This is a genomic window from Amycolatopsis sp. A1MSW2902 (assembly GCF_017312175.1).
GTDB lineage: Bacteria > Actinomycetota > Actinomycetes > Mycobacteriales > Pseudonocardiaceae > Amycolatopsis > Amycolatopsis nivea.
Genome location: NZ_QJPO01000001.1, coordinates 2,897,490 through 2,922,381, shown reverse-complemented (window position 1 = coordinate 2,922,381; position 24,892 = coordinate 2,897,490). Strand labels below are relative to the sequence as shown.

At 68.5% G+C, this 24,892-nt stretch carries 15 protein-coding genes; 5 read left to right on the top strand and 10 right to left on the bottom strand.

The window, feature by feature from the left end; all coding sequences use genetic code 11:
• The first annotated feature begins 28 nt into the window (after positions 1–28).
• Together DMP23_RS13325 and DMP23_RS13320 are read left to right on the top strand one after the other, a co-directional pair.
• The gene (locus DMP23_RS13325; RefSeq protein ID WP_337821213.1) at positions 29–1,954 is read left to right on the top strand and encodes a maleylacetate reductase and hydroxyquinol 1,2-dioxygenase domain-containing protein; all 1,926 of its coding nucleotides are present in this window, start codon (positions 29–31) and stop codon (positions 1,952–1,954) included.
• Positions 1,941–3,671: an FAD-dependent oxidoreductase gene (locus DMP23_RS13320; RefSeq protein WP_337821212.1), complete on the top strand. Its 1,731-nt coding sequence runs from the start codon at positions 1,941–1,943 to the stop codon at positions 3,669–3,671. Before DMP23_RS13325 ends, DMP23_RS13320 begins: the two co-directional genes overlap by 14 nt.
• A 1-nt stretch (position 3,672) precedes the next feature.
• Here DMP23_RS13320 and DMP23_RS13315 read toward each other — a convergent pair whose 3' ends face one another.
• The 7 genes from DMP23_RS13315 to cmk form a co-directional block, all read right to left on the bottom strand.
• Positions 3,673–5,961: a glycosyl hydrolase family 95 catalytic domain-containing protein gene (locus DMP23_RS13315; protein WP_337821211.1), complete on the bottom strand. Its 2,289-nt coding sequence runs from the start codon at positions 5,959–5,961 to the stop codon at positions 3,673–3,675.
• A gap of 21 nt (positions 5,962–5,982) precedes the next feature.
• Positions 5,983–8,277: a glycosyl hydrolase family 95 catalytic domain-containing protein gene (locus DMP23_RS13310; RefSeq protein WP_337824396.1), complete on the bottom strand. Its 2,295-nt coding sequence runs from the start codon at positions 8,275–8,277 to the stop codon at positions 5,983–5,985.
• An 806-nt stretch (positions 8,278–9,083) separates the two neighbouring features.
• On the bottom strand, positions 9,084–10,439 hold the full coding sequence (locus DMP23_RS13305; protein ID WP_337824395.1) for a M1 family metallopeptidase: 1,356 nt from the start codon (positions 10,437–10,439) through the stop codon (positions 9,084–9,086).
• An 82-nt stretch (positions 10,440–10,521) separates the two neighbouring features.
• Positions 10,522–14,409 carry a Pls/PosA family non-ribosomal peptide synthetase gene (locus tag DMP23_RS13300; protein ID WP_337821210.1) on the bottom strand — a complete coding sequence of 1,296 codons (3,888 nt, stop codon included), beginning with the start codon at positions 14,407–14,409 and terminating at the stop codon, positions 10,522–10,524.
• Between the two features lie 273 nt (positions 14,410–14,682).
• The gene (der, locus tag DMP23_RS13295) at positions 14,683–16,167 is read right to left on the bottom strand and encodes a ribosome biogenesis GTPase Der (RefSeq protein ID WP_134668134.1); all 1,485 of its coding nucleotides are present in this window, start codon (positions 16,165–16,167) and stop codon (positions 14,683–14,685) included.
• 16 nt (positions 16,168–16,183) lie between these two features.
• Positions 16,184–16,840 carry a lysophospholipid acyltransferase family protein gene (locus tag DMP23_RS13290; protein ID WP_337821209.1) on the bottom strand — a complete coding sequence of 219 codons (657 nt, stop codon included), beginning with the start codon at positions 16,838–16,840 and terminating at the stop codon, positions 16,184–16,186.
• Positions 16,837–17,562, bottom strand: coding sequence for a (d)CMP kinase (gene cmk / locus DMP23_RS13285; protein ID WP_037815473.1), 726 nt, complete (start codon positions 17,560–17,562; stop codon positions 16,837–16,839). The genes DMP23_RS13290 and cmk overlap by 4 nt, the downstream gene beginning before the upstream one ends.
• 196 nt (positions 17,563–17,758) lie before the next feature.
• Between cmk and DMP23_RS13280 the strand changes: the two genes are divergently transcribed.
• Genes DMP23_RS13280 through DMP23_RS13270 form a run of 3 tightly spaced genes read left to right on the top strand, consistent with a single transcriptional unit; the run spans position 17,759 to position 19,835 of the window.
• Positions 17,759–18,127 (top strand): DUF4267 domain-containing protein, encoded by a 369-nt coding sequence (locus DMP23_RS13280; RefSeq protein ID WP_134668135.1) that lies wholly within the window; start codon positions 17,759–17,761, stop codon positions 18,125–18,127.
• 35 nt (positions 18,128–18,162) lie between these two features.
• Positions 18,163–18,645: a cation:proton antiporter regulatory subunit gene (locus DMP23_RS13275; RefSeq protein ID WP_009079551.1), complete on the top strand. Its 483-nt coding sequence runs from the start codon at positions 18,163–18,165 to the stop codon at positions 18,643–18,645.
• Complete coding sequence (locus tag DMP23_RS13270) at positions 18,645–19,835, top strand: cation:proton antiporter (protein ID WP_337821208.1); 1,191 nt, start codon at positions 18,645–18,647, stop codon at positions 19,833–19,835. Before DMP23_RS13275 ends, DMP23_RS13270 begins: the two co-directional genes overlap by 1 nt.
• Positions 19,836–20,005: 170 nt before the next feature.
• Here DMP23_RS13270 and DMP23_RS13265 read toward each other — a convergent pair whose 3' ends face one another.
• The 3 genes from DMP23_RS13265 to DMP23_RS13255 all read right to left on the bottom strand — a co-directional run bounded on the left by DMP23_RS13265 (position 20,006) and on the right by DMP23_RS13255 (position 24,804).
• On the bottom strand, positions 20,006–20,746 hold the full coding sequence (locus DMP23_RS13265; protein ID WP_337821207.1) for a hypothetical protein: 741 nt from the start codon (positions 20,744–20,746) through the stop codon (positions 20,006–20,008).
• A gap of 355 nt (positions 20,747–21,101) precedes the next feature.
• The gene (locus DMP23_RS13260; RefSeq protein WP_337821206.1) at positions 21,102–22,766 is read right to left on the bottom strand and encodes an Eco57I restriction-modification methylase domain-containing protein; all 1,665 of its coding nucleotides are present in this window, start codon (positions 22,764–22,766) and stop codon (positions 21,102–21,104) included.
• A 136-nt stretch (positions 22,767–22,902) separates the two neighbouring features.
• Positions 22,903–24,804, bottom strand: coding sequence for a Xaa-Pro dipeptidyl-peptidase (locus DMP23_RS13255; protein ID WP_337821205.1), 1,902 nt, complete (start codon positions 24,802–24,804; stop codon positions 22,903–22,905).
• Between the last annotated feature and the right edge of the window lie 88 nt (positions 24,805–24,892).

Genomic DNA, 24,892 nt, shown 5'->3' with positions numbered 1-24,892 from the left:
TCGACGTACCCGCGTGGAAGGACCGTCGATGTTCACCTACACCGCCAACCCGGCCCGGGTCGTGTTCGGCAGCGGCACGCTCGCCGTCGTTCCCGACGAGGTGCAGCGGCTCGAGGCAGGCCGGGTGCTGCTGGTGGCCGGGAAGTCCGCCGCCGAGGCAGCCGACCGGACGGCCGGGGCGCTCGGCCCGCGGCTCGCCGCCCGCTTCGGCGAGCCCGCCATGCACACCCCGGTCGAGGTCACCGAACGCGCGCTCGAGCTGGTCACCGAGCACTCCGTGGACTGCGTCGTCGCGATCGGCGGCGGATCCGCGACCGGGCTGGCCAAAGCGCTCGCGCTCCGCACCGACATCCCGCAGATCATCGTTCCGACCACGTACGCCGGGTCGGAGATGACGCCGGTGGTCGGCCAGACCGAGAACGGCCGCAAGACCACCCAGTCGTCGCCGAAGGTGCTGCCCGAGGTGGTCGTGTACGACGTCGACCTCACTCTCGGCCTGCCCGTGCCGACCTCGCTGACCAGCGGCGTCAACGCGATGGCGCACGCGGTCGAGGCGCTCTACTCGGCGCAGGCGAACCCGATCGTCGACCAGTTCGCTTTGGAGGCGATCCGGTTGCTCGCCTCCGCGCTGCCGCGGATCGCCGCCGATCCGTCCGATGTGGACGCTCGGACAGACGCGCTGCGGGCCGCGTGGCTGGCCGGTTCGTGCCTGGGTTCGGTCGGGATGGGCCTGCACCACAAGCTGTGCCACACCCTCGGCGGCAGTTTCGGGCTGCCGCACGCGGAAACGCACACGATCGTCCTCCCGCACGCCATGGCGTACAACGCCCCGAACGCTCCAGAGGCGATGCGGCGGATCGCCGAAGCGCTCGGTGCGCCGGACGCGCCGACCGCGGTGTTCGATCTGATCGCCAGCCTGCCGGTACCGCATTCGCTGGCCGAAATCGGTCTTGCCGAAGGCGATCTCGCCAAGGCCGCCGAGCTGGCCACCGCAGCGCCGTATCCGAATCCGCGCGAACTCACCCGCGACGGCATCGAAGACCTGCTGCGGCGTGCGTGGTCCGGCACCCGGCCGACCCCCGCTGAAGGCACGCCGCCGGATCTACGCGGGCTCACGCAGGAGGTCGTGGACAGTTTCGCCAACACACCGGACGCTCGGTTGCGCGAACTGCTGTCCGAGCTGGTCCGCACCCTGCATTCGTACGTCGTGCGCACCGATCTCACTCAGGAGGAGTGGGAGTACGCGATCGGCTTCCTCACCCGCACCGGGCAGATCAGCTCGGACACGCGGCAGGAGTTCATCCTGCTGTCGGACACCCTCGGCGTTTCGAGCGTGGTCGACGTGCTCACGAACTCGCGCACGCCGGACACCACGCCGTCGGCCGTGCTGGGCCCGTTCTACGTCGAAGGCCCGCCGGAAACCGAGCAGGGCGCGGATCTCGCCGAAGGACTTCCGGGCACTCCACTGTGGACGGATGTCCAGGTGACCGAACCGGACGGGACTCCGGTGCCGGACGCGGTCGTGGACGTCTGGCAGTCCAATGAGGACGGTTTCTACGACGTCCAGCTGCCCGATCTGGACGGCCCGGTGCTGCGCGCCCGGTTCCGCACCGACGCCGAGGGCAGGCTGCGGTTCTGGACGATCGTGCCGTCGGCGTACCCGATCCCGGACGACGGCCCGGTCGGCGGCATGCTGGCCGCGACCGAACGGCATCCCTACCGCGCGCCGCACGTGCACTTCATGATCGCCAAACCGGGCTACCGCACGCTGGTGACCCAGCTGTTCGTCCGCGGCGGCGACTACCTCGATTCGGACACCGTGTTCGGCGTGAAGGACGGCCTGATCGTCGACTTCGCCGAGCAGACCGGCCCCGCGCCGGACGGGCGCGAACCCTGGCGCCGCCTCGATTTCACCTTCCGCATCTCCCCGGGAACCCACCATGACCAGCTATGACACCGATGTCCTCGTGGTCGGCAGCGGCCCGGCAGGCGGTTCCGCCGCACTGCTGCTCGCGACCTACGGCGTGCGCACCGTGCTCGCGACCAAGTACGGCTGGATGGCGCACACGCCCCGCGCGCACATCACCAACCAGCGGACCATGGAAGTCCTGCGCGACCTCGGCATCGAAGACCAGGCGCTCGCGCAAGGCACTCCCCCGGAGCTGATGGGCGACACCGTGCTGTGCACGTCGCTCGTCGGCGAGGAAATCGGCCGGATCGCCAGCTGGGGCACCGCCGATCGCTCAGCCGCCGAGTACGCGTCGGCGAGCCCGTGCCACATGATCGACCTGCCGCAGACCTACCTGGAACCGATCCTGGCCGCGAACGCCGCCGCTCGCGGGGCGAAACTGCGCCTGGACACGGAATTCCTCGACTTCGCCCAAGACGCCGACGGGGTGACCGCGCGGCTGCGAGACCGGGTCCGCGGCGACGAGTTCACCCTCCGCGCCCGCTACCTGATCGGCGCGGACGGCGCCCGCAGCCGCGTCGCCGAGCAGGCCGGGCTGCCGATCGACGGCCAGTCCGGCAAGGCCGGCAGCATGAACATCACCTTCACCGCCGATCTTTCCGAGCACGTCGCGCACCGGCCGAGCGTGCTGTACTGGGTGATGCGGCCCGGCGCGCACCTCGGCGGCATCGGGATGGGTCTGGTGCGGATGGTCCGGCCGTGGAACGAATGGCTGCTGACCTGGGGTTACGACATCGCCCAGCCGCCGCCCGACGTCACCGCCGAGGAAGCGGCCCGGATCGTCCGCGACCTCGTCGGGGATCCCGGTCTGCCGGTGGAGATCACCTCGACTTCACTGTGGACGGTCAACCACAGCTACGCCACGCAGTACTCGTCCGGCCGCGTTTTCTGCGCGGGCGACGCGGTGCACCGGCATCCGCCGTCGAACGGGCTCGGGTCCAACACCTCGGTGCAGGACGCATACAACCTGGCGTGGAAACTCGCGATGGTCGTCCGCGGCGAGGCGGGCGAAGGGCTTCTCGACAGCTACAGCGCCGAGCGCGCCCCGGTCGGCAAGCAGATCGTGGACCGGGCGAACCTCAGCCGCGACCAGTTCGGGCCGATCTTCGCCGCGCTCGGCATCGACGGCGACTCCGATGCGGACGCCATCACCGCCGGTCTCGCCGCCTGCACCGCCCCGACCGAGGACGGAGCGTTGCGGCGCAAGCAACTGCAGGCGGCGATCGAGCTGAAGAACTACGAGTTCAACGCGCACGGCGTGGAAATGGACCAGCGGTACGTCTCGGCCGCGGTGCTCCCGGACGGCGTCGAGCCCGCTGCGGACCGGGATCCCGAGCTGTACCACCGTCCGACGACCACGCCGGGAGCGAAACTGCCGCACGTCTGGCTCGTCGGCCCGGACGGCCGCCGAGTGTCCACACTGGACCTCGTCGGCCGTGGCCGGTGGACTGTCCTCACCGGACTCACCGGCGGCGCCTGGCGGGACGCCGCCGCGAAAGCCGGTGCGGACCTCGGGCTGGACCTCCGGGTGGTGACCGTCGGTTCGCCCGAGGCGCGCGATTCCTACGGCGACTGGGCGCGGATCAGCGGGATCGAGGAAGACGGCTGTCTCCTGATCCGGCCGGACGGGTACGTCGCCTGGCGGCACGCGGCCGCCGGAACCGGCCTGCCGGAAGCACTTCGCAAGCTCCTGGACCGCTAACTCACGGCATCCCCCACGGATCGCTCGCCCCGCCTGGCGCGACCGGCTGGACCGTGAAGTCCGGCCGGTCGCCGCGGCGGCAGACATACGCGTCCTGACCGCGTCCGAGATCGACCTGCACGTCTCCGTTCGCCAACCGCCGCCAGCGCCGCGGACGGCCGTGCGCGTCCGTCACCGTCAACTCGCCGTCGATGCCCGGGCGCAGGACACACGGCGCGCCGGCTTCGCTGTGCACCTTCAGCCAGCGCGTTTTCCCGCCGGAACGGGAAGCGCTGAGCAGGAACGCGCCCTCGGTCCGGAAGTCGCGCAGCGCGATGTCGCCCCACGCCTCCGGCACCGCCGGGAACAGCCGGATGACGCCGTCCCAGCTCTGCACCAGCATGTCCTGCATGGATTTCGCCGCGGACAACGGCGTTTCGATGACCGGGCCGGATTCCTTGTACATCGTGTTCGGCTGGATATACCGCTTTTGCAGTTCGCCGAGGTAGTACGCGGCCTTCTCGCCGCGCAGCATCTGCGCGGAAATCGACGCGGCCCCGGTGAACGTGTAGCCCTGCAACGCACCCTCGAAGCCGACCCAATGGTTGAGCGAAGTTTCGATGATCTTGCGGTGCTCCGGCTGTTCCCACGTGATCTCGTAAAGCGGATAGATCTGCAGCAAATGCGAGTAATGCCGGTGCGATTTCGCGAACGGGACGCCCGCGCCGATCATGTAACCGTTCTCGTCGGCCGGATAGTCGGTGAGCGTGGCGAGCACCTGCTGCCACTTCCCCGCCAGCGGGTCGGCGATGCGCAACTCGCGGGCGGTGTCCAGCAGCGTCTTGCAACCCCAGCGGATCAGGGCGAGGTCGTAATTGGTGTCCGGCGCGTTCACGCCGTACTCCGGGGAGAAGGTCGCCGGGAGATGCAGCCGGCCGTCCGGGTCGGGTGCGAGGAAGTGCAGGTAGTAGTTGATCGCCTTGCGCAGCAACGGGAACAGCGTGTCACGCAGCAGCTGGCGGTCCATCGTGTGCCGGTAGGACAGCCAGACGTTGTGCAGTGCCCAGGTGAGGTTGCCGACCTCGGGTGTCGGAGTGTCCTTGCCCGGGATGCCGACCGGATAGCCGCTGGTCGAGTCGGCGAGGCCGTTGAGCAGTGTCATGTCCGTGGTGCGCGGGATGCCCGCGGAGTCGGCCTGGTACGGCTGCGCGACCTGGCTGGTGAGCCGGTCGCGGTACTTGCCGAGCGCGTAGCTGACCGCGTCGAGTTCGAGGTGATTGGAACCCTGGATCAGCCAGTATTCCAGCTGCACGTTGAGGTTCCACCACGTCGCGGGCCACGGCGTGTTTTCCAGCCACGGCCCGGAAGTCGCCATCACCGGCGCTTCGCGGCGCGCGGCCGACGCGACTTTGTACAGCTGGATCCAGTAGAAACTCTGCAGCCGAGTGTCCGGAATGGACAGGAAGCTGCGCCGGTAGTAGTCGTGCCACCAGCGACGGTGATCCCAGGTCAGCACGTCCAGCGCGCTCGCGCGCCGCACCGTGTGCAACGCGCGGGCCGCCGAGGTCTTCTCCGGATGCGACCACGCGACCGACGTGTACAGTGTCCGCGCACTGCCCCGGGTGACCTCGCGCCAGGCCGTCACGTGCTCGCCGCCCGCGAGCAGCGGCTGGATCGCGAGGTGCGCGTCGCCAGCCTGCTGCAGCTGGACCGGCGGATTCTCCAGATATCCGTCCGGCGGCGGCTTCTTCCACACCGGATCAGCGCGCGGACTGATCGCCTTCGCCGGATGGAACACCCACTGGAAACCGCGTTCTCCCTCGGACGGCCGCACCTCCACCGCGAGCAGCGACTGTCCGGTGTGGACGATCGCACGCAGCTCCAGGCTGCCCGCCGCGGTGGTGATCGTGCCGGTCAGTTCGGCGTTCCAGACGTCGAGCCGCCAGTCGAGCCCGGTGATCGCGCCGACCGGTTCGAGCGTGAAATACCCGATCGGCAGCCGTGCCAGGCCGAACAGCGACCCGAACTGCGGCCGGTGGTCCTGCACCTGGCTGTGCTGGACGTTGAAGCGGACCGCGTTGCGCCCGGGTTCGGCGTAGATGCCGGAGCCGAGGAAACCGTTGCCCAGGAACGGTCCCTCGTACCAGGTCTTCGGCATCCGCCGCCAGCGCAGGTCCGCGGTCGCCAGGAAATCCGCCCAGTCGACGCCGTCGCGGCCCAGTTCCGCCGCACTGGCCTGCGGCAGCCCGACCGCTCCGGCGGCGATCCCGGCGAGCGCTCCGCCGAGCACTGTCCGGCGCGAGATGTCCATGTCCGCCAGCCTCCTCGTTTTCTAGTCAGGCAAACCCCAGGCCGGAACAGCACCCAGCGAAGGAACGTCACGCGGCCCGAAGTCCGGACGACCACCGCGCGGGGTAACGGTGACCGTGCTTCCCCGCCGCAGTTCGAGCGTGATCCGCCGCGCCCCAACCGACCGCCACGGCAACCGCCGACCCCATTGATCACGCACGTCGATCTCGCCGTCGATGCCGTGGTCAAGCACCAACGGCGCACCAGCTTCGCTATGCACCCGCACGAACTCCGTCGCACCGCGCCGCCGCGACGCGTCCACCAGGAACGCGCCCTCAGTACGCAACCCAGCGATCGACGCGTCCGGCCACTTCGCCGACACCGACGGGAACGCCTTCACCACTCCCCCAGACCCTTGCAGCAGTATGTCCACAACGGACTGTGCGGCAGTGATCGGGCTTTCGATGGCGAAGTTCGATCCCTCGCGGTACATCGTGTTCGCGGTCAGCTCGGTGTCCGCGACGATGTTCCGATCGAGGAAGAACTTCAAGTACCGCAACGCTTCCTCAGGCTGATCCATCACGGAATTCATCGACGACGCAGCCGCGTAACTGTAGCCGTGCCACGCCGACTGATCCGCCGCCCAATGCCGGAAAGTGCGGGTCATGATGTCCCGATCAGCAGGCCGCTCCCAATTCCGCTCCCGCAACGGGTACAGCCACAGCAAATGCGAGAAGTGCCGATGCGAAGCAGCGAGCCGGACGCCGTCGCCGATCAGCACGCCCTCCGCCGGATCCTCTTGGTACGGAACGAGTTTCGTCGCGATCTCCCGCCACATGGGCACGCGCGGCTCGTTCAATCGCAGGATCCGCGCGGAGTCGGCCAACGTCGTCGCGGCCCAGCGGATCAGCGAAAGGTCATACGTGCAATCGGCCGCGTCGGCGTACTCCGGCGACCGGGTGAGCGGCAGGTGCAGGAGGCCGTCCGGTCCGGTGAAGAGGAAGTGCCGGTAGAAGTTGAGCGCCTTGGCGAGCGTCGGGTACAGCACGTCGCGCAGCACCGACTGGTCGAGGTGATGGCGGTACGCGAGCCAGACGTTGTGCAAGCCCCACAACAGGTTCCCGGTCTGGTCCGTTTTGGACGTAGTCCCCGGCACGCCGACTGTCCGCACGCCGCCGGGCCGCAGCCGCCAGTCCCCCGGATGCGAAAGCGCGTAAGTATCGCCGTCCCGGTACGCGGGCGGAACCGACACCTCCAGGTTCGCATGATCGCGGCGGAAGGTCTCGGTGACCGCGTCCAGCTCCGGATGGTTGGTACTGTTCACGATCGGATACGTGACCTGGACGTTCAGGTTCCACCAGACCGCCGTCCAGCTGTTGCCGACCTCCGGGAACCACGGCCCCCATTCGGCGGCGACCGGCCCGTCCTTGCGGGTCGCCGAGGCGATTTTGTAAAGCTGGATCCAGTAGAACCGCTGGACCTGCTTGTCCGGCACGGACACGAAACTGCGCTCGTGGAAGCCGTTCCACCAGCGACGATGCCAGGCGACCAGCAGATCCGGATTCATCGCGAGCGTCCGCCCGACCAACGACACCGCGTCGCGAGTATGCGTAGACCGCGGGAAGGAATACGCGACCGCCGCCGCGAACAACCGCTTCGTACCGACCCGCTTCTCCCGCCACGCCGTCGTATACCCACCACCAGCGATAAGCGGCTGCGCACAGTACCCATTGGCCTGCTCAGGCTCAGGATTCGCGGTGTACTCCGGCGGCTTACGAACCGTCCGCGTCGTCGCCGACACGAGCGGCGCGAACCCCCACGTCGCCCCGGATTCGCCCGCGCTGGGGTCGAGCGAGACGAGCAAGACGCCAAGATCGTTGTGCACCACCGCAGAAAACGCGACCTGCCCGCGCGTCGTAGTGATGGTGCCCCCCAGCTCCGCGTTGTAAAGGTCGAGCGTCCAGTCGACCCCAGTGATCGCTCCGGCGAAGGCAAGCGTGATCGCGCCGATCGGCAACCGCGACAGCCCGATCCCCGCTTCCCACTGGATACGCTGGTCCTGGACCTGGGTGTGGCTGAGCATGAACTTCAGCACCTGCGGCGTCTGCCCGGCGTAGACCTGCACCCCGAGATAACCGTTGGCGAGAAACGGCGCTTCCTGCCAGTTCTTCGGCAACCGCTGCCAGCGCATCCGCGCATCCACCGCAACATCCCGATGCGGATTGCGCTGCGCCGCCACTCCCGGCGGCGCACCCTGCGCCCACAGCCCACCGAACGCCGCCGCCCCAGCAGCGACCGACACCGATCGAAGCACCGTCCGCCGCGACACCCCGACCATGTCACCCTCCGGATTCATATTACGTTTCGCTCCCGCAGGCGCGGGGTCAGCGGAATATATCCAGACAGAGCAAGCGAAAGCCAGAGTTGTTCACCCGGAAAGCCGCACAGACATCCGATGACTGGGATCCGACGGGCGTGCGTTCAGATACCTGAAACCGCCGGATCACCCCATCGCCCAGGACAGCTTCACGCACCGCACTCGCCGAGGCTCCACCCTTCCCACGACGGGCGGCGCACGGTGACAAAGGTTGTGAAGGGCTCCTTGAGGGAACCAGATTCCCTCAAGGAGCCCTTCACGGCCCACCCCGCCAGCCTCGCGCCCACCGGCCTGCTGCCCCAATGCGGCATTGGGTGCGTCCCACGCACCGAACGCCACATTGGGTGCGTCAGATGCACCCAATGCCACATTGGGGCGCTAGCCCCGCCACCACCAAACCGCCGCCGGTGCACCCAACCGTCGAGGCACCCAGCCCCTCTACCGCAGCCGATGAACCCAACCATCAAGGCATCCAGCCCCAACCGCAGCCGACGCACCCAACCGTCGAGGCACCCAGCCACGCCCCCGCAGCCGATGCACCCAACCATCGAGGCACCCAGCCCCTCTACCCGCAGCCGATGCACCCAACGAGCGAGGCACCCAGCCCCTCCCTCGCACCCCGATACGAAGCTCCCCTGCGGTTCGGGGGTGCTTGTCAAGGCATCTTTCCCGCCTTGACAAGCACCCCCGAACCGTCAGCACAATCAAGCTTCGGGGTGCCCCACGCAACCACCACGGCAATGTCGCCGCCAGGCGACGAGCCACCCTCACAACGACGGCAACCCCACCCGCCCCAACCAAGCAGCGAAGAACTCCCCCAAAGACCGCCCAGCATAAGACTCGGCCAGCGCCACGAACCCCTCCGTAGTCACCGCCCCGTGCCGATTCTCCACCGCCCAAGCCTTGACCAGCGCGAAAAACGCCGAATCCCCCATCTCCCCCCGCAGCGCATGCAGCGTCAACCCCCCACGCTTATACACGCGCTCATCAAACATCCGAGAAACCCCAGGATCCCCGATAGTCACATCCGCAGGCTTAGCCCGCACCCGCGCATACCAACCCCGAGCCAACGCCTCCGCAGACTCCCCACCAGCCCGCTCCGACCACAACCACTCAGCGTAAGTAGCAAACCCCTCATTAAGCCAAATATGCCGCCAATCAGCGACAGTCAAACTGTTCCCGAACCACTGATGCGCCAGCTCATGCACCACCAGCCGCTCGTGAGTCCGCTTCCCGTCGACATGGTTGGCCCCGAAGATCGCCATCCCCTGCGCCTCGATGGGATCGTCGAGGTCGTCGTCCGTCACGACCACCACGTACTCGCCGAACGGATACGGCCCGAACCACTCCTCGAGCGCGTCCATCATCCGGCCCTGCCGCCCGAAGTCCCGCGCGAACGCCCGCCGCAGCCGGGGCGGCACCGCAGCGCGCTGGGCGACTCCGCCCGGCCGGTCGACCGCGGTCCCCGGAACCCAGGCGCCGGAAGACAATTCGAGGTCCTCGTACCGCCCGATCTGGACGCTCACCAGGTACGTCGAAGTCGGCTCCGGCCGCTCGAACACCCACTTGGTCGTGCTCGCCGACTGGTACCGCGAGACGAGATTCCCCGTCGCCGCAACGAGATACGGCGACGACGTCGCGACCGCGATCCGGTAGCTCGCCTTGTCCGCCGGATGGTCGTTGCACGGGAACCACGACGGCGCGCCGACCGGCTGGCTCGCCACCAGCGCGCCGTCGGTCAGCTCGTCCCAGCCGATGTCTCCCCACCGGCTGCTGACCGGCCGCGGATTGCCCGCGTAGCGGATCTCCACCTGGAACTCGGCACCGGACGGAAGCGACCGCGCCGGTTTGACCTGCAGCTTCAGCCCGCGCCGCGCGTACTTCGCCGGTTTGCCGTCGACCAGCACGCGCGACACCCGGAACTCGCCGAAGTCGAGCGTCAGCCGGGACAGCGCCTGAGTGGCCTCGCACGTGAGCACCGCGGCGGCGGACAGCCGGTTCGGCCCGATCCGGTAGTCGAGATCGAGGTCGTAGTGCCGGACCCGGTAGCCGCCGTTCCCGTGCGCGGGGAGGTACCCGTCGCCCGAGGTCTCCGCTCCGGGCGCGGCCGCTTTCCCGTTCACCCGCACCGAAACCCGCCTTCGCCCGCTGCCGTGATCGTTTCCAGGATGAGGCACGAGGGCAGGGGCCGCAACGGCCGTGCCCTCACCGCCGCCAGGCCGAGATCGGATTGCCGAGCCAGCGGCTGTCCGCGGGCACCGCGTCGCCGCGCGTCACGAGCGAACCCGGGCCCACCGTGGTGCGCGCGCCGATGCTCGCGCCCGGCAGCACGATCCCGTGCGGGCCGAGCGTCGCGCCCTCTTCCAGCGTCACCCGCGACATGGTCATGATCCGGTCGTGGAACAGGTGCGTCTGCACCACGCAGCCGCGGTTGATCGTCGCGCCGTCGCCCAGTTCGACCAGGTCGGACTCGGGCAGCCAGTAGGTGTCGAGCCAGACGCCGCGGCCGATCTTGACGCCCATCGTGCGCAGCCACGCGGGCAGCAGCGGCGTGCCGCCGAGCGACCCGATCAGCCACGGCACCGCGAGCGCCTCGACGAACGTGTCGGCCAGCTCGTTGCGCCACACGAACGAACTCCACAGCGGATGGTCGATCTCGCGGAACTTCCCGACCAGCAGCCACTTCGCCGCGGTCGCGGTGAGCGCCGCGACGATCCCGGCGGCCAGCAGCACCGGCCCGGCCAGCAGCGCGGCGGCCCAGAAGCCGCCCCACTCCGCCAGCGCCACCAGCGCGAACGCGACGCCGACGGTGAGCGCCACCGCGCACATCACCGGCAGGATCCGGCACAGCTCGACCAGCGCCCGCGCCGCCTTGAGGTGCAGCGGCGGCGTGTACGTGCGGCTGGTGTCGCTCTCCTCCACCGCGCGGCGCACCGGCAGCGGCGGCATGCCCAGGTACGACGAGCCCTTCTTCGCCTTCGCCGGCGTCGAGGACAGCACCCCGACCAGCCCGCGCTTCGGCACCGAACGGCCCGGCGCGGTCATCCCCGAGTTGCCGAGGAACGCCTGCTTGCCGATCCGCGCCGGGGCGGCGTGCAGCCAGCCGTGGCCCAGTTCGTAGGTGGCGACCATGGTGTCGTCGGCGAGGAACGCGCCACTGTCCACTTTGGTCATCTTCGGCAGCGCCAGGACGGTCGACGCCTCCACGTTGCGCCCGACCTTCGCGCCGAGCAGCCGCAGCCACACCGGCGTGAACAGGCTGGCGTACAACGGGAACAGGCCTTCGCGGGCCATCCCCATCAGTCGCTCGGTCGCCCAGACCTGCCACGCGACGCGGCCGTGCACCGGGTGATAGCCCTCGACCATGCCGACGCCCAGCGCGCGGACCCCGGCCAGCACGAGCAGCGCGTAGGTCAGGAAGTACGCCACCGTGGCGACCGGCACGAAGATCAACGCCTGGCTCAACGCGGCACTCAGATCAGAGGTGCCAGCGACCGCGTACCCGATCACCGCGACGCCCGGCAGCGCGGCGATCCCGGGCAGCAGCCCCAGGAACACCGAGGTCGCGCCGTACACCGAAGCCCAGAACCGCGACCGCGGCGGACGGCTCGACGGCCACTTCAGCGCGTCCTTGACGTCCGAGCGCACCGCGGGCGAACCGGCCCAGCGCTGGCCCGCCGGGACCGCGCCGCGCACGGTCGACCCGGCGGCGATCTCCGCGCCCTTGCCGACCCGGGCGCCGGGGAACAGCGTGCTGCGCGCGCCGACCCTGGCTTCGGCCCCGATCCGCATCTTGCCGATGTGCACGACGTCGCCGTCGACCCAGTGGCCGGACAGATCGACCTCGGGCTCCACCGCCGCGCCGCGGCCCAGTTTGAGGAAACCGGTGACCGGCGGCGGCGAGTGCAGGTCGACGTCCTTGCCGATGCGCGCGCCGAGCGCCTTCGCGTACGTCGTCATCCACGACGCGCCCGCGACGCTGTCCGCACCGGAGAACTCGGCCAGCTTCTCGGCGGTCCACAGTCGCAAGTGGACACTCCCGCCGCGCGGGTAGGTGCCGGGGCGGACGCCGGACAGCAGCACGCGCGCGCCGCCCGCGGCGATGGCGATCCGGCCCGCCGGGGTGAACAGCACGAGCCAGGCGAGCACCAGCCACGCCCAGTTCAGCGTCGGCGCCCAGGACACACCCAGCAGCGCCAGCACGTTCGAGCAGGCGGCGGCGAGCGTCGTCCAGCGCAGCCCGACGAGACCCATCAGCGGGACCATCAGCAGCGACTGCACGAGACCGGCGCGGCGCGGCGTAGGCGCGATCTCGCGGCGTTCGGTCTCCTCGCCGCTGAGCGCGTCCAGCTTCGCGGCGAGCGCGCCGAGCTTCGGGTTCTGGTAGATGTCGCTGACCGACACCTCGGGGTGGCGGGTGCGGATGCGCGCGATCAGCTGCGCCGCGGTGAGGCTGCCGCCGCCGTTGGTGAAGAAGTCGGCGCCGGCGGTGCTCACCGACACGCCGAGGATCTCGCTCCAGCCCTCGGCGAGCCACGCCTCGGTGGGCGACAGCCCGGCCGCGCTCGCGTCCACAGTGGACAGCGGCCACGGCAGCGCGGCGCGGTCGACCTTGCCGGACGTGCGGGTCGGCAGGTCGTCGATCGTCGCCAGCAGCGGCACCAGCGCGGCGGGCAGCTGCGCGCGCAGCCGGGTCGCGGCGTCGTCGGTGTCGAGCGTTTCGCCGTCCTCGGGGACGATGTAGCCGACCAGGACCTGGTTGCCCGCCTTGGTGCGGCGGACCGCGGCGGCCGCGCCGCGCACGCCGGGCAGCGCCTGCAGCGCCGCGTCGACCTCGCCCAGCTCGATCCGGCGCCCGCCGAGCTTGATCTGCTCGTCGAGCCTGCCGAGGAACAGCAGGCCTTCCGGCTCCGCGCGGACCATGTCGCCGCTGCGGTAGGCGCGCTCCCAGCCCATCGACGGCAGCGGCGCGAACTTCTGCGCGTCCTTCTCCGCGTCGAGGTACCGGGCCAGCCCGGCCCCGCCGATGACCAGCTCGCCGGTCTCGCCCATGGCGACCGGCTCGCCCTCCTCGTTCACCACGACGAGCTGCCAGCCGACCAGCGGCAGCCCGATCCGCACCGGGCCCTCGCCGGTCATCTGCGCGGCGCAGGCGACAACGGTCGCCTCGGTCGGGCCGTAGGTGTTCCACACTTCGCGGCCTTCGACGGCCACGCGCTCGGCCAGCTCCGGCGGGCAGGCTTCGCCGCCGAAGATGAGCAGGCGCACGTCTTCCAGCGCGTCCGCCGGCCACAGCGCGGCCAGCGTCGGCACCGTCGAGACGACCGTGATGCCCTGCGCGACCAGCCACGGGCCGAGGTCGACGCCGGTGCGCACCAGCGCGCGCGGCGCGGGCACCAGGCAGGCGCCGTGCCGCCAGGCCAGCCACATCTCTTCGCAGGAGGCGTCGAACGCGACGCTCAGTCCGGCCAGCACCCGGTCGCCGGGGCCGATCGGCTCGTCGGTCAGGAAAAGCTGCGCTTCGGCGTCCACGAAGGCCGCCGCCGAGGCGTGCGTGACCGCGACGCCCTTCGGCTTGCCGGTGGAGCCGGAGGTGAAGATGATCCACGCGTCGTCGGCCGGGCCGGGCTGCCCGGTGGCGCCGCCCGGGGTCCCGGCGACGGTGATCTCGCCGTCGGTGGCGATCGCCGCGACGCCTGCCTCGCCGAACACCAGCTCGGCGCGCTCGTCGGGGTCGTCGGCGTCGACCGGCACGTACGCCGCGCCGACCGACAGGGTCGCCAGGATCGCGATATACAGCTCGGCGGTGCCCGAGGAGATCCGGATGCCGACGCGGTCGCCGAGGCCGACGCCGTGCTCGCGCAGCTTGCGGGCGTACGCGTCGATCTCTTCGGTCAGCCTGCGGTAGCTCAGCGGGCCGGTGCCGTCGTCGAGCGCGGCGGCGTTCGGGTGCCGCTCCGCGGTCGCGGTGAGGATGTCCAGGAGGGTGCGCTCGGCGGCGGGCGCGGCGGTCTCGAACAGAGCGGGCGAGAGCGCGGCCTCGACGGCGAGAGTCAGGGCTTCGGTGCTGCCGGAATCGGCGGTCAGCGTCACCAGGCCGCCCCAGCGGCTGGGTGCGTTCCGGTATTCCGGAACGGGGTGGACACGGTCGAACTCTGGGCGCGCAAGCCCATCACTCACCTTTCGCGAGCGTCATTCGGGCCGGCCATCCGAATGAGGCGCCCGTAGCGACCGTCCACCTTACGCGGCGATCAAGCCCAGGTCGCGTCAGGGTAACGGCGGCGTGTCGGACATCACCGACCGCAGGCCAGGCAAGGGAATCCCGGTGCATCGGATACGCCGGGAATTCCCTTGCCGGGAAAGGAATCAGCGGTTGCGAGCCGCTTTTCCGCCCGCCTTCGGCTTCTGCTTCTTTTCGCGGACGCGCACATTCACCCGGACGGGACTGCCCGCGAAGCCGAACTGCTCGCGGAATTTCCGCTCGATGAACCGGCGGTACCCGGCCTCGAGGAACCCGGTGGTGAACAGCACCAGCGTCGGCGGGCGGATGCCCGCCTGCGTCGCGAACAGCACCTTCGGCTGCTTGCCGCCGCGCACCGGCGGCGGCGTGGCCGCGATGAGGTCGGACAGCCAGCCGTTGAGCTGACCGGTCGACACGCGCTGGTCCCACGACGACAGCGCCGTGCGCAGGGCGGGCGCGAGCTTGCGCACCGCGCGCCCGGTGAGCGCGGAGACGTTGACCTTCTCCGCCCACGGCACCCGCACGAGGCCGCGGTCCAGCTCGCGCACCATCGCGTACCGGCGGTCCTCGTCGACCAGGTCCCACTTGTTGAACACGAGCACGCACGCGCGGCCCGCTTCGACCACCATCGTCAGCACCCGCAGGTCCTGTTCGGTCAGCGGTTCCGAGGCGTCCAGCAGCACGAGCGCGACCTCGGCCGCGTCGATCGCGGTCTTGGTGCGCAGCGAGGCGTAGTACTCCGCGCCGTCGGCGAAGTTCACGCGCTTGCGCAGGCCCGCGGTGTCCACGAACCGCCAGACCTCGCCGTCCAGCTCGACCAGCGAGTCGACCGGGTCGACCGTGGTGCCCGCGACCGAGTCGACCACCGAACGCTGCTCGCCGGAAAGCTTGTTGAGCAGGCTGGACTTGCCGACGTTCGGCTTGCCGACCAGCGCGACGCGGCGCGGCCCGGCGGTCACCGTGCCCGCTTCGCGCGGCGCTTCGGGCAGCGCGGCCATGATCGCGTCGAGCAGATCGCCCGAGCTGCGCCCGTGCAGCGCGCTGACCGGGTGCGGTTCGCCGAGGCCCAGCGACCACAGCGACGCGGTGTCGGCCAGCAGCCGGTCGTCGTCCACCTTGTTCGCGGCCAGCAGGACCGGCTTCTTGGAACGGCGCAGCACGCGCGCGACAGCCTCGTCGGTGGCGGTGGCCCCGACCGTCGCGTCGATCACCAGCAGCACCGCGTCCGCGGTCTGCATGGCCATCTCGGCCTGCTGCGCGACCGAGGCCTGCAGGCCGGTGGCGTCGGGCTCCCAGCCGCCGGTGTCGACGAGCGTGAACCGGCGCCCGGCCCAGAACGCGTCGTAGGCGACGCGGTCACGCGTCACGCCCGGCACGTCCTGCACGACCGCTTCCCGGCGGCCGAGAATGCGGTTGACCAGCGTGGACTTGCCCACGTTCGGCCGCCCGACCACGGCGAGCACCGGCTGCGCGGCGGCCGCCCGGCCGTCGGCCTCCTCGGCCTCGATCTTCGCGTCGAGCGCGGCGAACTCGGACTCGTCCGACCAGCTGCCGTCGACCTCGCCGAGACCGTCCACCGCACTGTCAGCGGCGGCGTCAAACCCTGTCATCGTTTCCCAACTTCACCTACGGCGTGGCGAACCCGTGTTCGCCACGCCAGTCGTCCAAAGACTGCACGAGCGCCGCGAGCTGCGTGCGCAGCTCCTCGGTGCCCTGGTCGAGGCCCTTGCGGCCCGGACCGACCTTCAGCGCGAACGGCTCCCCGAAGAGGAGGTCCACGCGCGGGCGCCAGCGGCGCTTGCCGTCGGCGGGCTTGCGCGTCCCGCGGATCGCGATCGGCAGCACGGTGGCTCCCGAAGCGCGCACCAGCCACGCCGCGCCGCGCTCGGCGGCGCCGACGTCGCCCTCGCCGCGCGTGCCTTCCGGGAAGATCCCGACCGCCCCGCCCGCCTTGAGCACCCCGACCGCCGTGGTCAGCGGCGTCCGGTCGATCTCGCCCCGGCGGACCGGGATCTGGCCGATCGCCCGCAGGAACCGGCCTCCGATCCCCGTGAACAGCTCGGCCTTGGCCAAGAACGCGCTGCGGCGCGGAAGCATTCCGATCACCAGCTGCGGATCGACGTTCGAGCTGTGGTTCGCGATCACCACGAGCGGCCCGTCGGCGGGCACCCGGTCGCGGCCGTGCACCCGGATCCGGAACGCCGGACGCAGATAATACCGGCCCGCGGTCCGCCCGATGTCGAGCAGGAGGCCGTTCGCCCCCTCGGGGAGGGCCCTGCTCACCGGCTGACCCCGGCCTCGGCGGCGGCCGGTTCGGCCGGGCAGTCGCCGAGCAGCCCCCGCCCGCGGGCGAGTTCGGCCAGCGCGACGATCACCTGGTCGATGGTCAGCTCGGAGGTGTCCACCTGGACCGCGTCCCCGGCCGCGCGCAGCGGCGAGGCGGCCCGGGTGGAGTCGATCCGGTCGCGGCGCTCCACCGATTCGCGGGCGGATTCGACGCTCGAGGCCCGTCCCGCCGCGGAGTCCTGGGTGTTCCGCCGCGCGGCGCGGACCTCGGCCGAGGCGGTGAGGTAGATCTTGAGCGGCGCGTCCGGCGCGACGGTGGTGCCGATGTCCCGGCCCTCGACGACGATCCCGCCGTCGTCCTCGACCGCGTCGGCGATGATCCGGCGCTGGCGGGCGACGAGCACCTCGCGCACCTGCGGCACAGCCGACACCGGCGACACCGCGCCGGTCACCTCGGGGCCGCGGATCTCGGCCGCGACGTCCTCCCCGGCCAGCCGGATGTCCGGCCGCTCCGGGTCGGTGCCGAGCGAGAAGTCGACGTCGTGCGCGAGGGCGCCGACCGCGTGTTCGTCGGCGAGGTCGATCCCGGCGCGCAGCACGGCGAGCGTGACGACGCGGTACATCGCTCCGGTGTCGAGGTAGCGGGCGCTCAGCCGTCCGGCGAGCTTGCGCGCCACCGTGGTCTTGCCGGTTCCCGACGGGCCGTCCAGCGCGACCACCCCACGTAGGGCTCCCGTCACCGATGCTCTCCTCACGTTCGTCCCGCACACCCAGTCCGGTTCATTCTGCCCGTAGCCGGTCCCGGCACCTCAGGCGGTGTCCGCGGCGGAATTACAGGCATCGCTAGACAAGCTAGCGCCGCTAAGTTAGCGTTGCACTTGTTCCTAGCGTTGCTAACTCACTCGGAGGCTCCCCGTGCTGATCGCCGCTTACGTCCTCGCCGCCGTCCCCGTCCTCGGCATCATCTACGTCGGCTTCGGCTATCTGACCGCCCCGGCGAAAAGCGCCGCGACGTTCGGCCTGCGGGAAATCCCGACCGGCTCGACGGCGTTCTTCGAGATCAAGGGGAACCGTGACATCGGCACCGGGCTGATCCTCGGCGTCGCGATGCTGGCGGGCAGCGCGCACCTGGCCGGCTGGCTGCTGCTGGCCGCGACCGTGATGCCGGTGTGCGACATGCTGATCATCCTGCGGCACAAGGGGAAGAAGAGCATGGCCTACGGAGTGCACGGCGCGACCGCCGCGTTCATGGCCGCGACCTCGGTCCTGTTCCTGCTGGGCTGAACTCCGCGAATCGGACAATGAGTTACCGTGGCCGAGTGAACGTCGAAGTCACCCCTCTTCCCGGAATCGGTGTCCGCAAGGACTTCGCCACCCGCGCGGGCCGCCGCATCGGCGTCGTCACCCAGCGGGACGGCAAGATCGAGCTGATCGTCTCCAAATCCGACGATCCGGACGCCTGCCTCGCGTCGCTGCCGCTGACCGCGGACGAGGCGGGCGCGCTCTCGAACCTGCTCGGCGCGCCGCAGCTGGTGGCGCAGCTGAACGAGGAGCACCGCGAGCTGCCGGGCATCAACACGAAGCAGCTGCCGATCACCGCGGACAGCCCGTTCGACGGCCGTTCGCTCGGCGACACCGCGATGCGCACGCGCACCAGCGTCTCGATCGTCGCGGTGATGCGGGCCGGGCAGGTGCACCCGTCGCCGACGCCGGACTTCCTCTTCACCGCGGGCGACCTGCTCGTCGTGGTCGGCACGTCCGAGGGACTGGAAGCCGCCGCCAAGATCCTCAAGCACGGCTGATGGATCACACCGCACTTTCGCTGATCGAACTCGGCGCGGTCTTCTTCGTGCTCGGCGCGCTGGGCAGGCTCGCCGGCCGGATCGGCCTCTCCCCCATCCCCCTGTATCTCCTCGGCGGCCTGTGCTTCGGCTCGGGCGGCCTGATCCCGCTCGCCGACATCGGCGATTTCGCCCACCTCGCCAGCGAAATCGGCGTGGTGCTGCTGCTTCTCCTGCTCGGCCTGGAGTACTCCGCGGCCGAACTGTTCACCGACATGCGGCGGTCGTGGACCGCGGGCCTGGTGGACATCGTGCTCAACGCCGCACCCGGCGCGGCGGTGGCGCTGATCCTGGGCTGGGGCCCGATCGGCGCGATCGTCATGGCGGGCGTCACGTACATCTCGTCGTCCGGCATCATCGCGAAGGTCCTCGGCGACCTCGGCCGGCTCGGCAACCGCGAAACGCCGGTGGTGCTGTCGATCCTCGTGTTCGAGGACCTCGTGATGGCGCTGTACCTGCCGATCCTGACCGCGGTTCTCGGCGGGGTGAGCCTGCTCGGCGGGCTGGAAGCCGTGGGGATTTCGCTGCTGGTGATCACGGTGGTGCTGGTGATCGCGCTGAAGTTCGGGCGCTATGTGTCGGCGCTGGTGGACAGCGACGACCGGGAAGTGTTCCTGCTCAAGATCCTCGGCGCCGCCCTGCTGGTGGCCGGGATCGCTTCGGCACTGCAGGTGTCGGCGGCGGTCGGGGCGTTCCTGCTGGGAATCGCGGTGTCCGGGTCGACCGCGCACAACGCGACCCGGCTGCTGGAACCGCTGCGGGACCTCTTTGCTGCGATGTTCTTCGTGGTGTTCGGGCTGAACACCAACCCGGCGTCGATCCCGCCGGTGCTGGGATGGGCCGCGGTGCTCGCGGTCGTGACGACGCTGACGAAGGTGGCCACCGGCTGGTGGGCTGCCCGCAGGCAGAAAATCGGTCGGCTCGGCCGCGCCCGCGCCGGGGCGGCTTTGGTTGCGCGGGGCGAGTTTTCGATCGTCATCGCCGGGCTGGCGGTTACCGCTGGAGCTGTCGATGGCGAACTGGCCGCACTGGCGACGGCTTACGTGCTGCTGATGGCGATCCTCGGGCCGACGGCGGCTCGGGTGGTCGAGCCGATCGCGAAAGCCTTCCAGCGCAAGGCAGCCGCGAAAGAAACCGTCACCGCAAGCTGACCCAATAAAGAAAAGGGCTCGCGCCGTTCGACGCGGGCCCTTTTCTTGCCTCCAGCAATGCCACCAGAATTTGTAGCCGATCACACCTTCGCAGGATAATCGATTATCCTGCAAACAAAATAGACGGGAACCGGAAACGCCCCCCCGGTCAGTTTAGAGCTTCACTCACGTTATGAAGCGACTTCCGGATTGGATCGCCGAAACCGCGCTTCCTCGTGGAAATTTACCGGACAATTATCCAGAACCCGCCCGATTATCCGACCGAAGAAGCTCCCCGGTGATAAATGCTCCGGGACAACACTTGTATTTATGCGAATGTTCGGAAGTCCCCTCAGCTTCTCATCGGCTTCGTTTTGAGACAACTCTAATGGGAGGACTTCCTCTGCGTCCGCAGGTTCTTCCACTCCGGCCACGACCAGCGGGTCCTCTTCCTCAGCGTCACTATCAGCCGCAAGCTCGACCCCGTCGGCATCGACCCACTCCGGGACGACTAGCGCGACAGCATCGTAGGCATCGTCCTCGCGGCCCAGCTTGCCCAAGAGGTCGACAATCCAAGCAGCAACCCTGGGCTTCTCCAGAAAAGCGGCGTGGTTGAGGCCGTAGATGAAGCCCAATGCAGCTTGCGGATGCCTTCCACGAAGATTCTTGGCGTCACCATAGCTTTCCTCGACACGATTCGCAGCATTGTTCCCAAAAGACGAGTCCATGCGTTTCGTGGAGATCATCAGCTCTGGCCCAGTATTCCAGGCTGACATCACTACGTCGACTTGCTTCACGTAGTTCTTTCCGAGAAGATTCGCACTCGCAGATATTTCGCCGTTGTAAGTCTTCTTTGAATTCAGCAACTCGACGAGAATCTTACGCTGATCCCGGGTCGCGCCCTTTAGCAGTTCAACCAAGGTAGAAGGCATTATCCGAGGGTGACTACAGCGCGGCCATACCCTGTCTGCTTCGAACCCAGCACGTCGCAGCTCATAAGCCGCCCAAACATCGAAAGCAAGAGCAGGCACACCCGACTGCGAAGTCGCTCCGAGCAGCAGCGGGACGCCGAGCAGCTTCCGCAACGTGACATAATCCGGCACATAGTGGGGCCCAGCAGAGCCCGGTCGCCACGGATTTGAATACCCGTCGCTAGAGCTGACTTCGACGATCCGATCGAACAGCCCCCATGCCTCAGACTTTACAGTCTTGCTGACCAAGTCAGCCTCCTTCAATCGTCGATAGGCGACGCACAATCCCCGCCCCCACAGGTTAAGACGTCAACGCTTAATTCTTTCCCGCGGACAAGAGTTCGTACTCTTCCAGATCGATTTCGTAAACCTTCGCCGCTGCCCTGGTCGCAGCCTCTGTATCACGAGAACGAAACGCTGACTTCAATTCAGCAGATATCATTCTATCCAGCGAGGATGGGCGAGGAACCCTGATTTTCTTGAGATACTGCGCCTGAAACCGAAGCGTTCCGCCACGCATGCGCACACAATAGGCTTCGATGAATGCTTGTGATACCCGCGAAAGAAGCAAACCCCCAAGAACCTCAAGGTCCCAAATATCGGAGACAATGTAGTACAGGTTGTGATGCGGATAGAAGCCACCCGGCTCATAGACAGGATGTATCGCAGACTTCATATCCTGGAGCAGCAACTTCGGCCGCGCGAGCAGGTCAGCGTGCACTTTGTCGATCGTCCTATACCAGCGAGCCGGAGCTTTCTTAGCTACATGCCGCGTCCTCAACTGCGGATGCCTTGAGAAGTACTCGCTCATTTGCGGGTAATCCTCGAGTTCCACGAGAGAACCGTCCTCCGACCACGGGTTGATCAGATAGTTCCCTTGCCACTCAAAATTTCCGGACATCAGGTCGCCGCTCATCGCCATAGGCAGTATGCGATCCGACTCGACTGCACTGCCATCCTTGGTAATATAGACTTTGTCGGCACCAGTCGCGACGCCAATCGAAACACGAGTCCCAGTGTTTTCAGGATCATGAAGCGGATAGTATCGGTCATTCAAATGCTCGACTAAAGCAAGACGAGCAGGCGTGCCAGTCGGCCATAAGTCGCTTCCGCCGAACCAATGAGGCAGTCGATGAGCCTTCACCCCAGGTCCCGAGAAGGCCGCACTTCTGCCTCTGGTCGACCACTTCACCAGTGATTTAGCCGAATTTTCGGAGAAGCTATCTTCCATATCAGCGACGACGACAGGGCCTTGCGCCTTGTTTGCTATGACTGTAATGGCCGGATATGCGGACACTTTTTCTTCAAACGCATCCACACCATGCATTGTCCAAACTTGCTCGACGGAATATTCACGAGAGACCAGTTCCCGCAACGCTGCGCCATACTGGTTCCGCATCCATCGATCCGCACAAATAAAACCGACCTTGCCGTCCGCCTTCAGGATACTGAGGCACCGCTCAAAGAATCCGACGTAAATGTCCCCGCGTCCGCGCATGGTTTGCCAAGCGGTTCGATATTTGACAGCTACCTCGTTTGACAAGTCGTCATACCGGATGTACGGGGGGTTTCCGACTGCGAAGTCGGCTTCCCGGTCATCGTCGTCATCCAGCAAGAAATCTGCCCGTCTCACCCAGCTTCGTGCCAGACCAGCTGCCACCGGCGCGGACGCCCCGGCGGCAGCGAGCAGGTCGCGGCACACAAGCCGGGCAGCTCGCACGTTCCCTGGCTGAAGGTCATACGCACGGATAGCACCGTCCAAGGACCGAAGATCACGGTCCGCGTTCTGCGCAGACCTAATCAACCGCTCGACCGCAGGCCGAAGGAAGGCACCAGTACCACATGAAGGTTCGACGAGGCGAAGCTCGCCGAGGTCTCGATCGGCGTCGTAACCGACCAAGTCAAGCAGTACGTCTACCACCCAGCGACGTGTAAAAACTTCACCGTGGTTCTGATCGAGTGCGGGCATGGTCGCGGTCACGCCGACCACTCTAGAAGTGGGGTACGACAGTCTCAGAAGCGACACGCATGTCGGGTCGGCCACGCCACCACGGATCGTGACCGACCCGACATGCGAGCAGAGAGGTGCTCCGCCGCCGCACGCTTCGATCTCCAGCTCAGCGCAGGTCGAACCGCGCCGCGGCCGGGACGTGCGCCAGCGGGCCCGCCGGAGCGGATTCCGTCCGCGGACGCGCCGGAACCGTGCCGACCAGCGGGATCCGGGCCGAGGTCTTGGCCAGGTCGATGGTCAGCTTCGGCGGGTTCGCCGGTGCGGTGATGAAATTGGCGTCCGTGCCGCCGATCACCAGTGCCAGCCGGTGTCCGGCCGGGACGATGTGGTCGGTGCTCGCCAGGCGGAACGTCATCGTGTACGCCTTGCCCGGCGTCAGCCGCGCTTCGCGGCTCAGGGACTGGTAGTTCGCCAGGTCCGCCCAGCCTCGGCTGATGATCGTGTAGTCCACGTTCGTCGTGTCCGCGCTGGTCACCTTGTAGCAAGCACTGTCGCCGTCGGTGCTCGAACCCCAGCACGTGCGGTCCGTGCCGGTCACGATTCCTTCGCCAGAGCCCGAGAAATTGCGGATCTTCGCGGGGCCGTAGTCCACCAGCATCGCCGACAGATGCGCGGTCGGAGTGCTCGGCGTGGCCGTCACGGTGATCGACGAGGTGCCCGAGACCTGCACCGGCGAAGAGAGCGCGCTAGTGCTGTACAGGACGCGGTTCGGCGATGTGCCCGACGGGTTCGCCGCCCACTCGTTCTCGCCGATCTTCGGGTTGTCGGTGAACGACGCGCTGCCCCGGCCACCCGCAGTGCCGAGCGTGCCGACGCCAGCGGTACGGCCCGGCTGCGGTCGCAACACCATCGCCTTGGTGCCCGGCGCGGGGTAGGTCGCTTCGTTGACCCACTGGTCCGGCTGGCGTTCGACGGTCGCCTGCGGTTCCTTCTCGATGCCGTTGTCGATGCCCATCAGGTAGTGGTCGAACCACCGGTGCAGGGTGTCGACCCACTCGGTGCGGCGGTAGTCGAACGGGTCGACGTGGCCGGTCTGGGCGAGCCAGATCTTGCGCTGCACGCCCTTCGCGGCGAGCGCGTCCCACCATTGGCCGTAGTTGATCGGCATGACGTTCAGGTCGTTGACGCCGTGCGAAATGAACACGGAGGCGCGCACGTTCTTCGCGTTCGCCACGTAGTCGCGCTCCGCCCACAGCGGGCCGTAGTCGCCGTTCTCGGTCGCGCCCTCGGCGAGTTTCCGGTTCTGCGCCGAACAATCCTGGCCGCCGTTGCGCCGCTCGACGGTCTGCGCGAGCCCGTCCGGGTTGAAGCCGAACGACGCGCCGTCCGAGCGGTAATAGTCGTACCAGGAGCTGATCGCGGAGATCGGCACGATGGTCTTGAGTCCTTCGACGCCGGTCGAGGCGACGCCGTTGGCGATGGTGCCGTCGTAGGACTTGCCGATCATCCCGACGCCGCCGTCGCTCCAGCCCGCCGACATCTTCGTGCCGCCGGTTTTCGCGGTGTAGCCCGTCGCGCGGCCGTTCAGCCAGTCGACGACCTTCTTCGCCGACTGGACGTCCGAGTTGCCGCCGACGTCCACGCACCCGGTCGACCGGTTGGTGCCCGCGAGGTCCACGAGCACCACCGCGTACCCGCGCGGCACGAAGTAGTTGTCGTAGAACAGCGGGAAACCGACCGGGCGGCCCTGCGCGTCGTACGTCTTGAACTGGGTTTCGTTGCCGCGCCCCACCGAGGAGTAGTACGGGCTGGCGTCCATGATCACCGGGATCTTCTTGCCCGCCTCGGCCGGTTCCTTCGGTCGCACGATGTCCGCGGCGACCCGGTCCGGCACGCCGTCCCCGTCGCCGTCCCGGCCGAGGTCGACCCACACCGTTTCGCGGATCGCCCCGGCGTAGTCGTACTGCGGCTCCGTGGCGGTTCTCGCCGGGGCGGCCGTCGCGGCCGCCGGCACCACCACTCCCGCGGCCAGCACCGCGGCGGCGCACAGCCCTGTCAGCACACGCATTCCCGTCGCCCTCCAGAGTCGTCGTCGGGTACCGACAACTCTGGTCGGGGCGCGGGCTCCGGCAGCAGGGCCGAAAGTGGGGAACCGG

What these genes read in the sequence shown, in the direction of transcription:
- DMP23_RS13325 (WP_337821213.1), top strand. Translation starts at nt 29, where the DNA reads ATGTTCACCTACACCGCCAACCCGGCCCGGGTCGTGTTCGGCAGCGGC.
- DMP23_RS13320 (WP_337821212.1), top strand. Translation starts at nt 1,941, where the DNA reads ATGACCAGCTATGACACCGATGTCCTCGTGGTCGGCAGCGGCCCGGCA.
- DMP23_RS13315 (WP_337821211.1), bottom strand. Translation starts at nt 5,961, where the DNA reads ATGGACATCTCGCGCCGGACAGTGCTCGGCGGAGCGCTCGCCGGGATC.
- DMP23_RS13310 (WP_337824396.1), bottom strand. Translation starts at nt 8,277, where the DNA reads ATGGTCGGGGTGTCGCGGCGGACGGTGCTTCGATCGGTGTCGGTCGCT.
- der (WP_134668134.1), bottom strand. Translation starts at nt 16,167, where the DNA reads ATGACAGGGTTTGACGCCGCCGCTGACAGTGCGGTGGACGGTCTCGGC.
- DMP23_RS13270 (WP_337821208.1), top strand. Translation starts at nt 18,645, where the DNA reads ATGGATCACACCGCACTTTCGCTGATCGAACTCGGCGCGGTCTTCTTC.
- DMP23_RS13265 (WP_337821207.1), bottom strand. Translation starts at nt 20,746, where the DNA reads ATGCCTTCTACCTTGGTTGAACTGCTAAAGGGCGCGACCCGGGATCAG.
- DMP23_RS13255 (WP_337821205.1), bottom strand. Translation starts at nt 24,804, where the DNA reads ATGCGTGTGCTGACAGGGCTGTGCGCCGCCGCGGTGCTGGCCGCGGGA.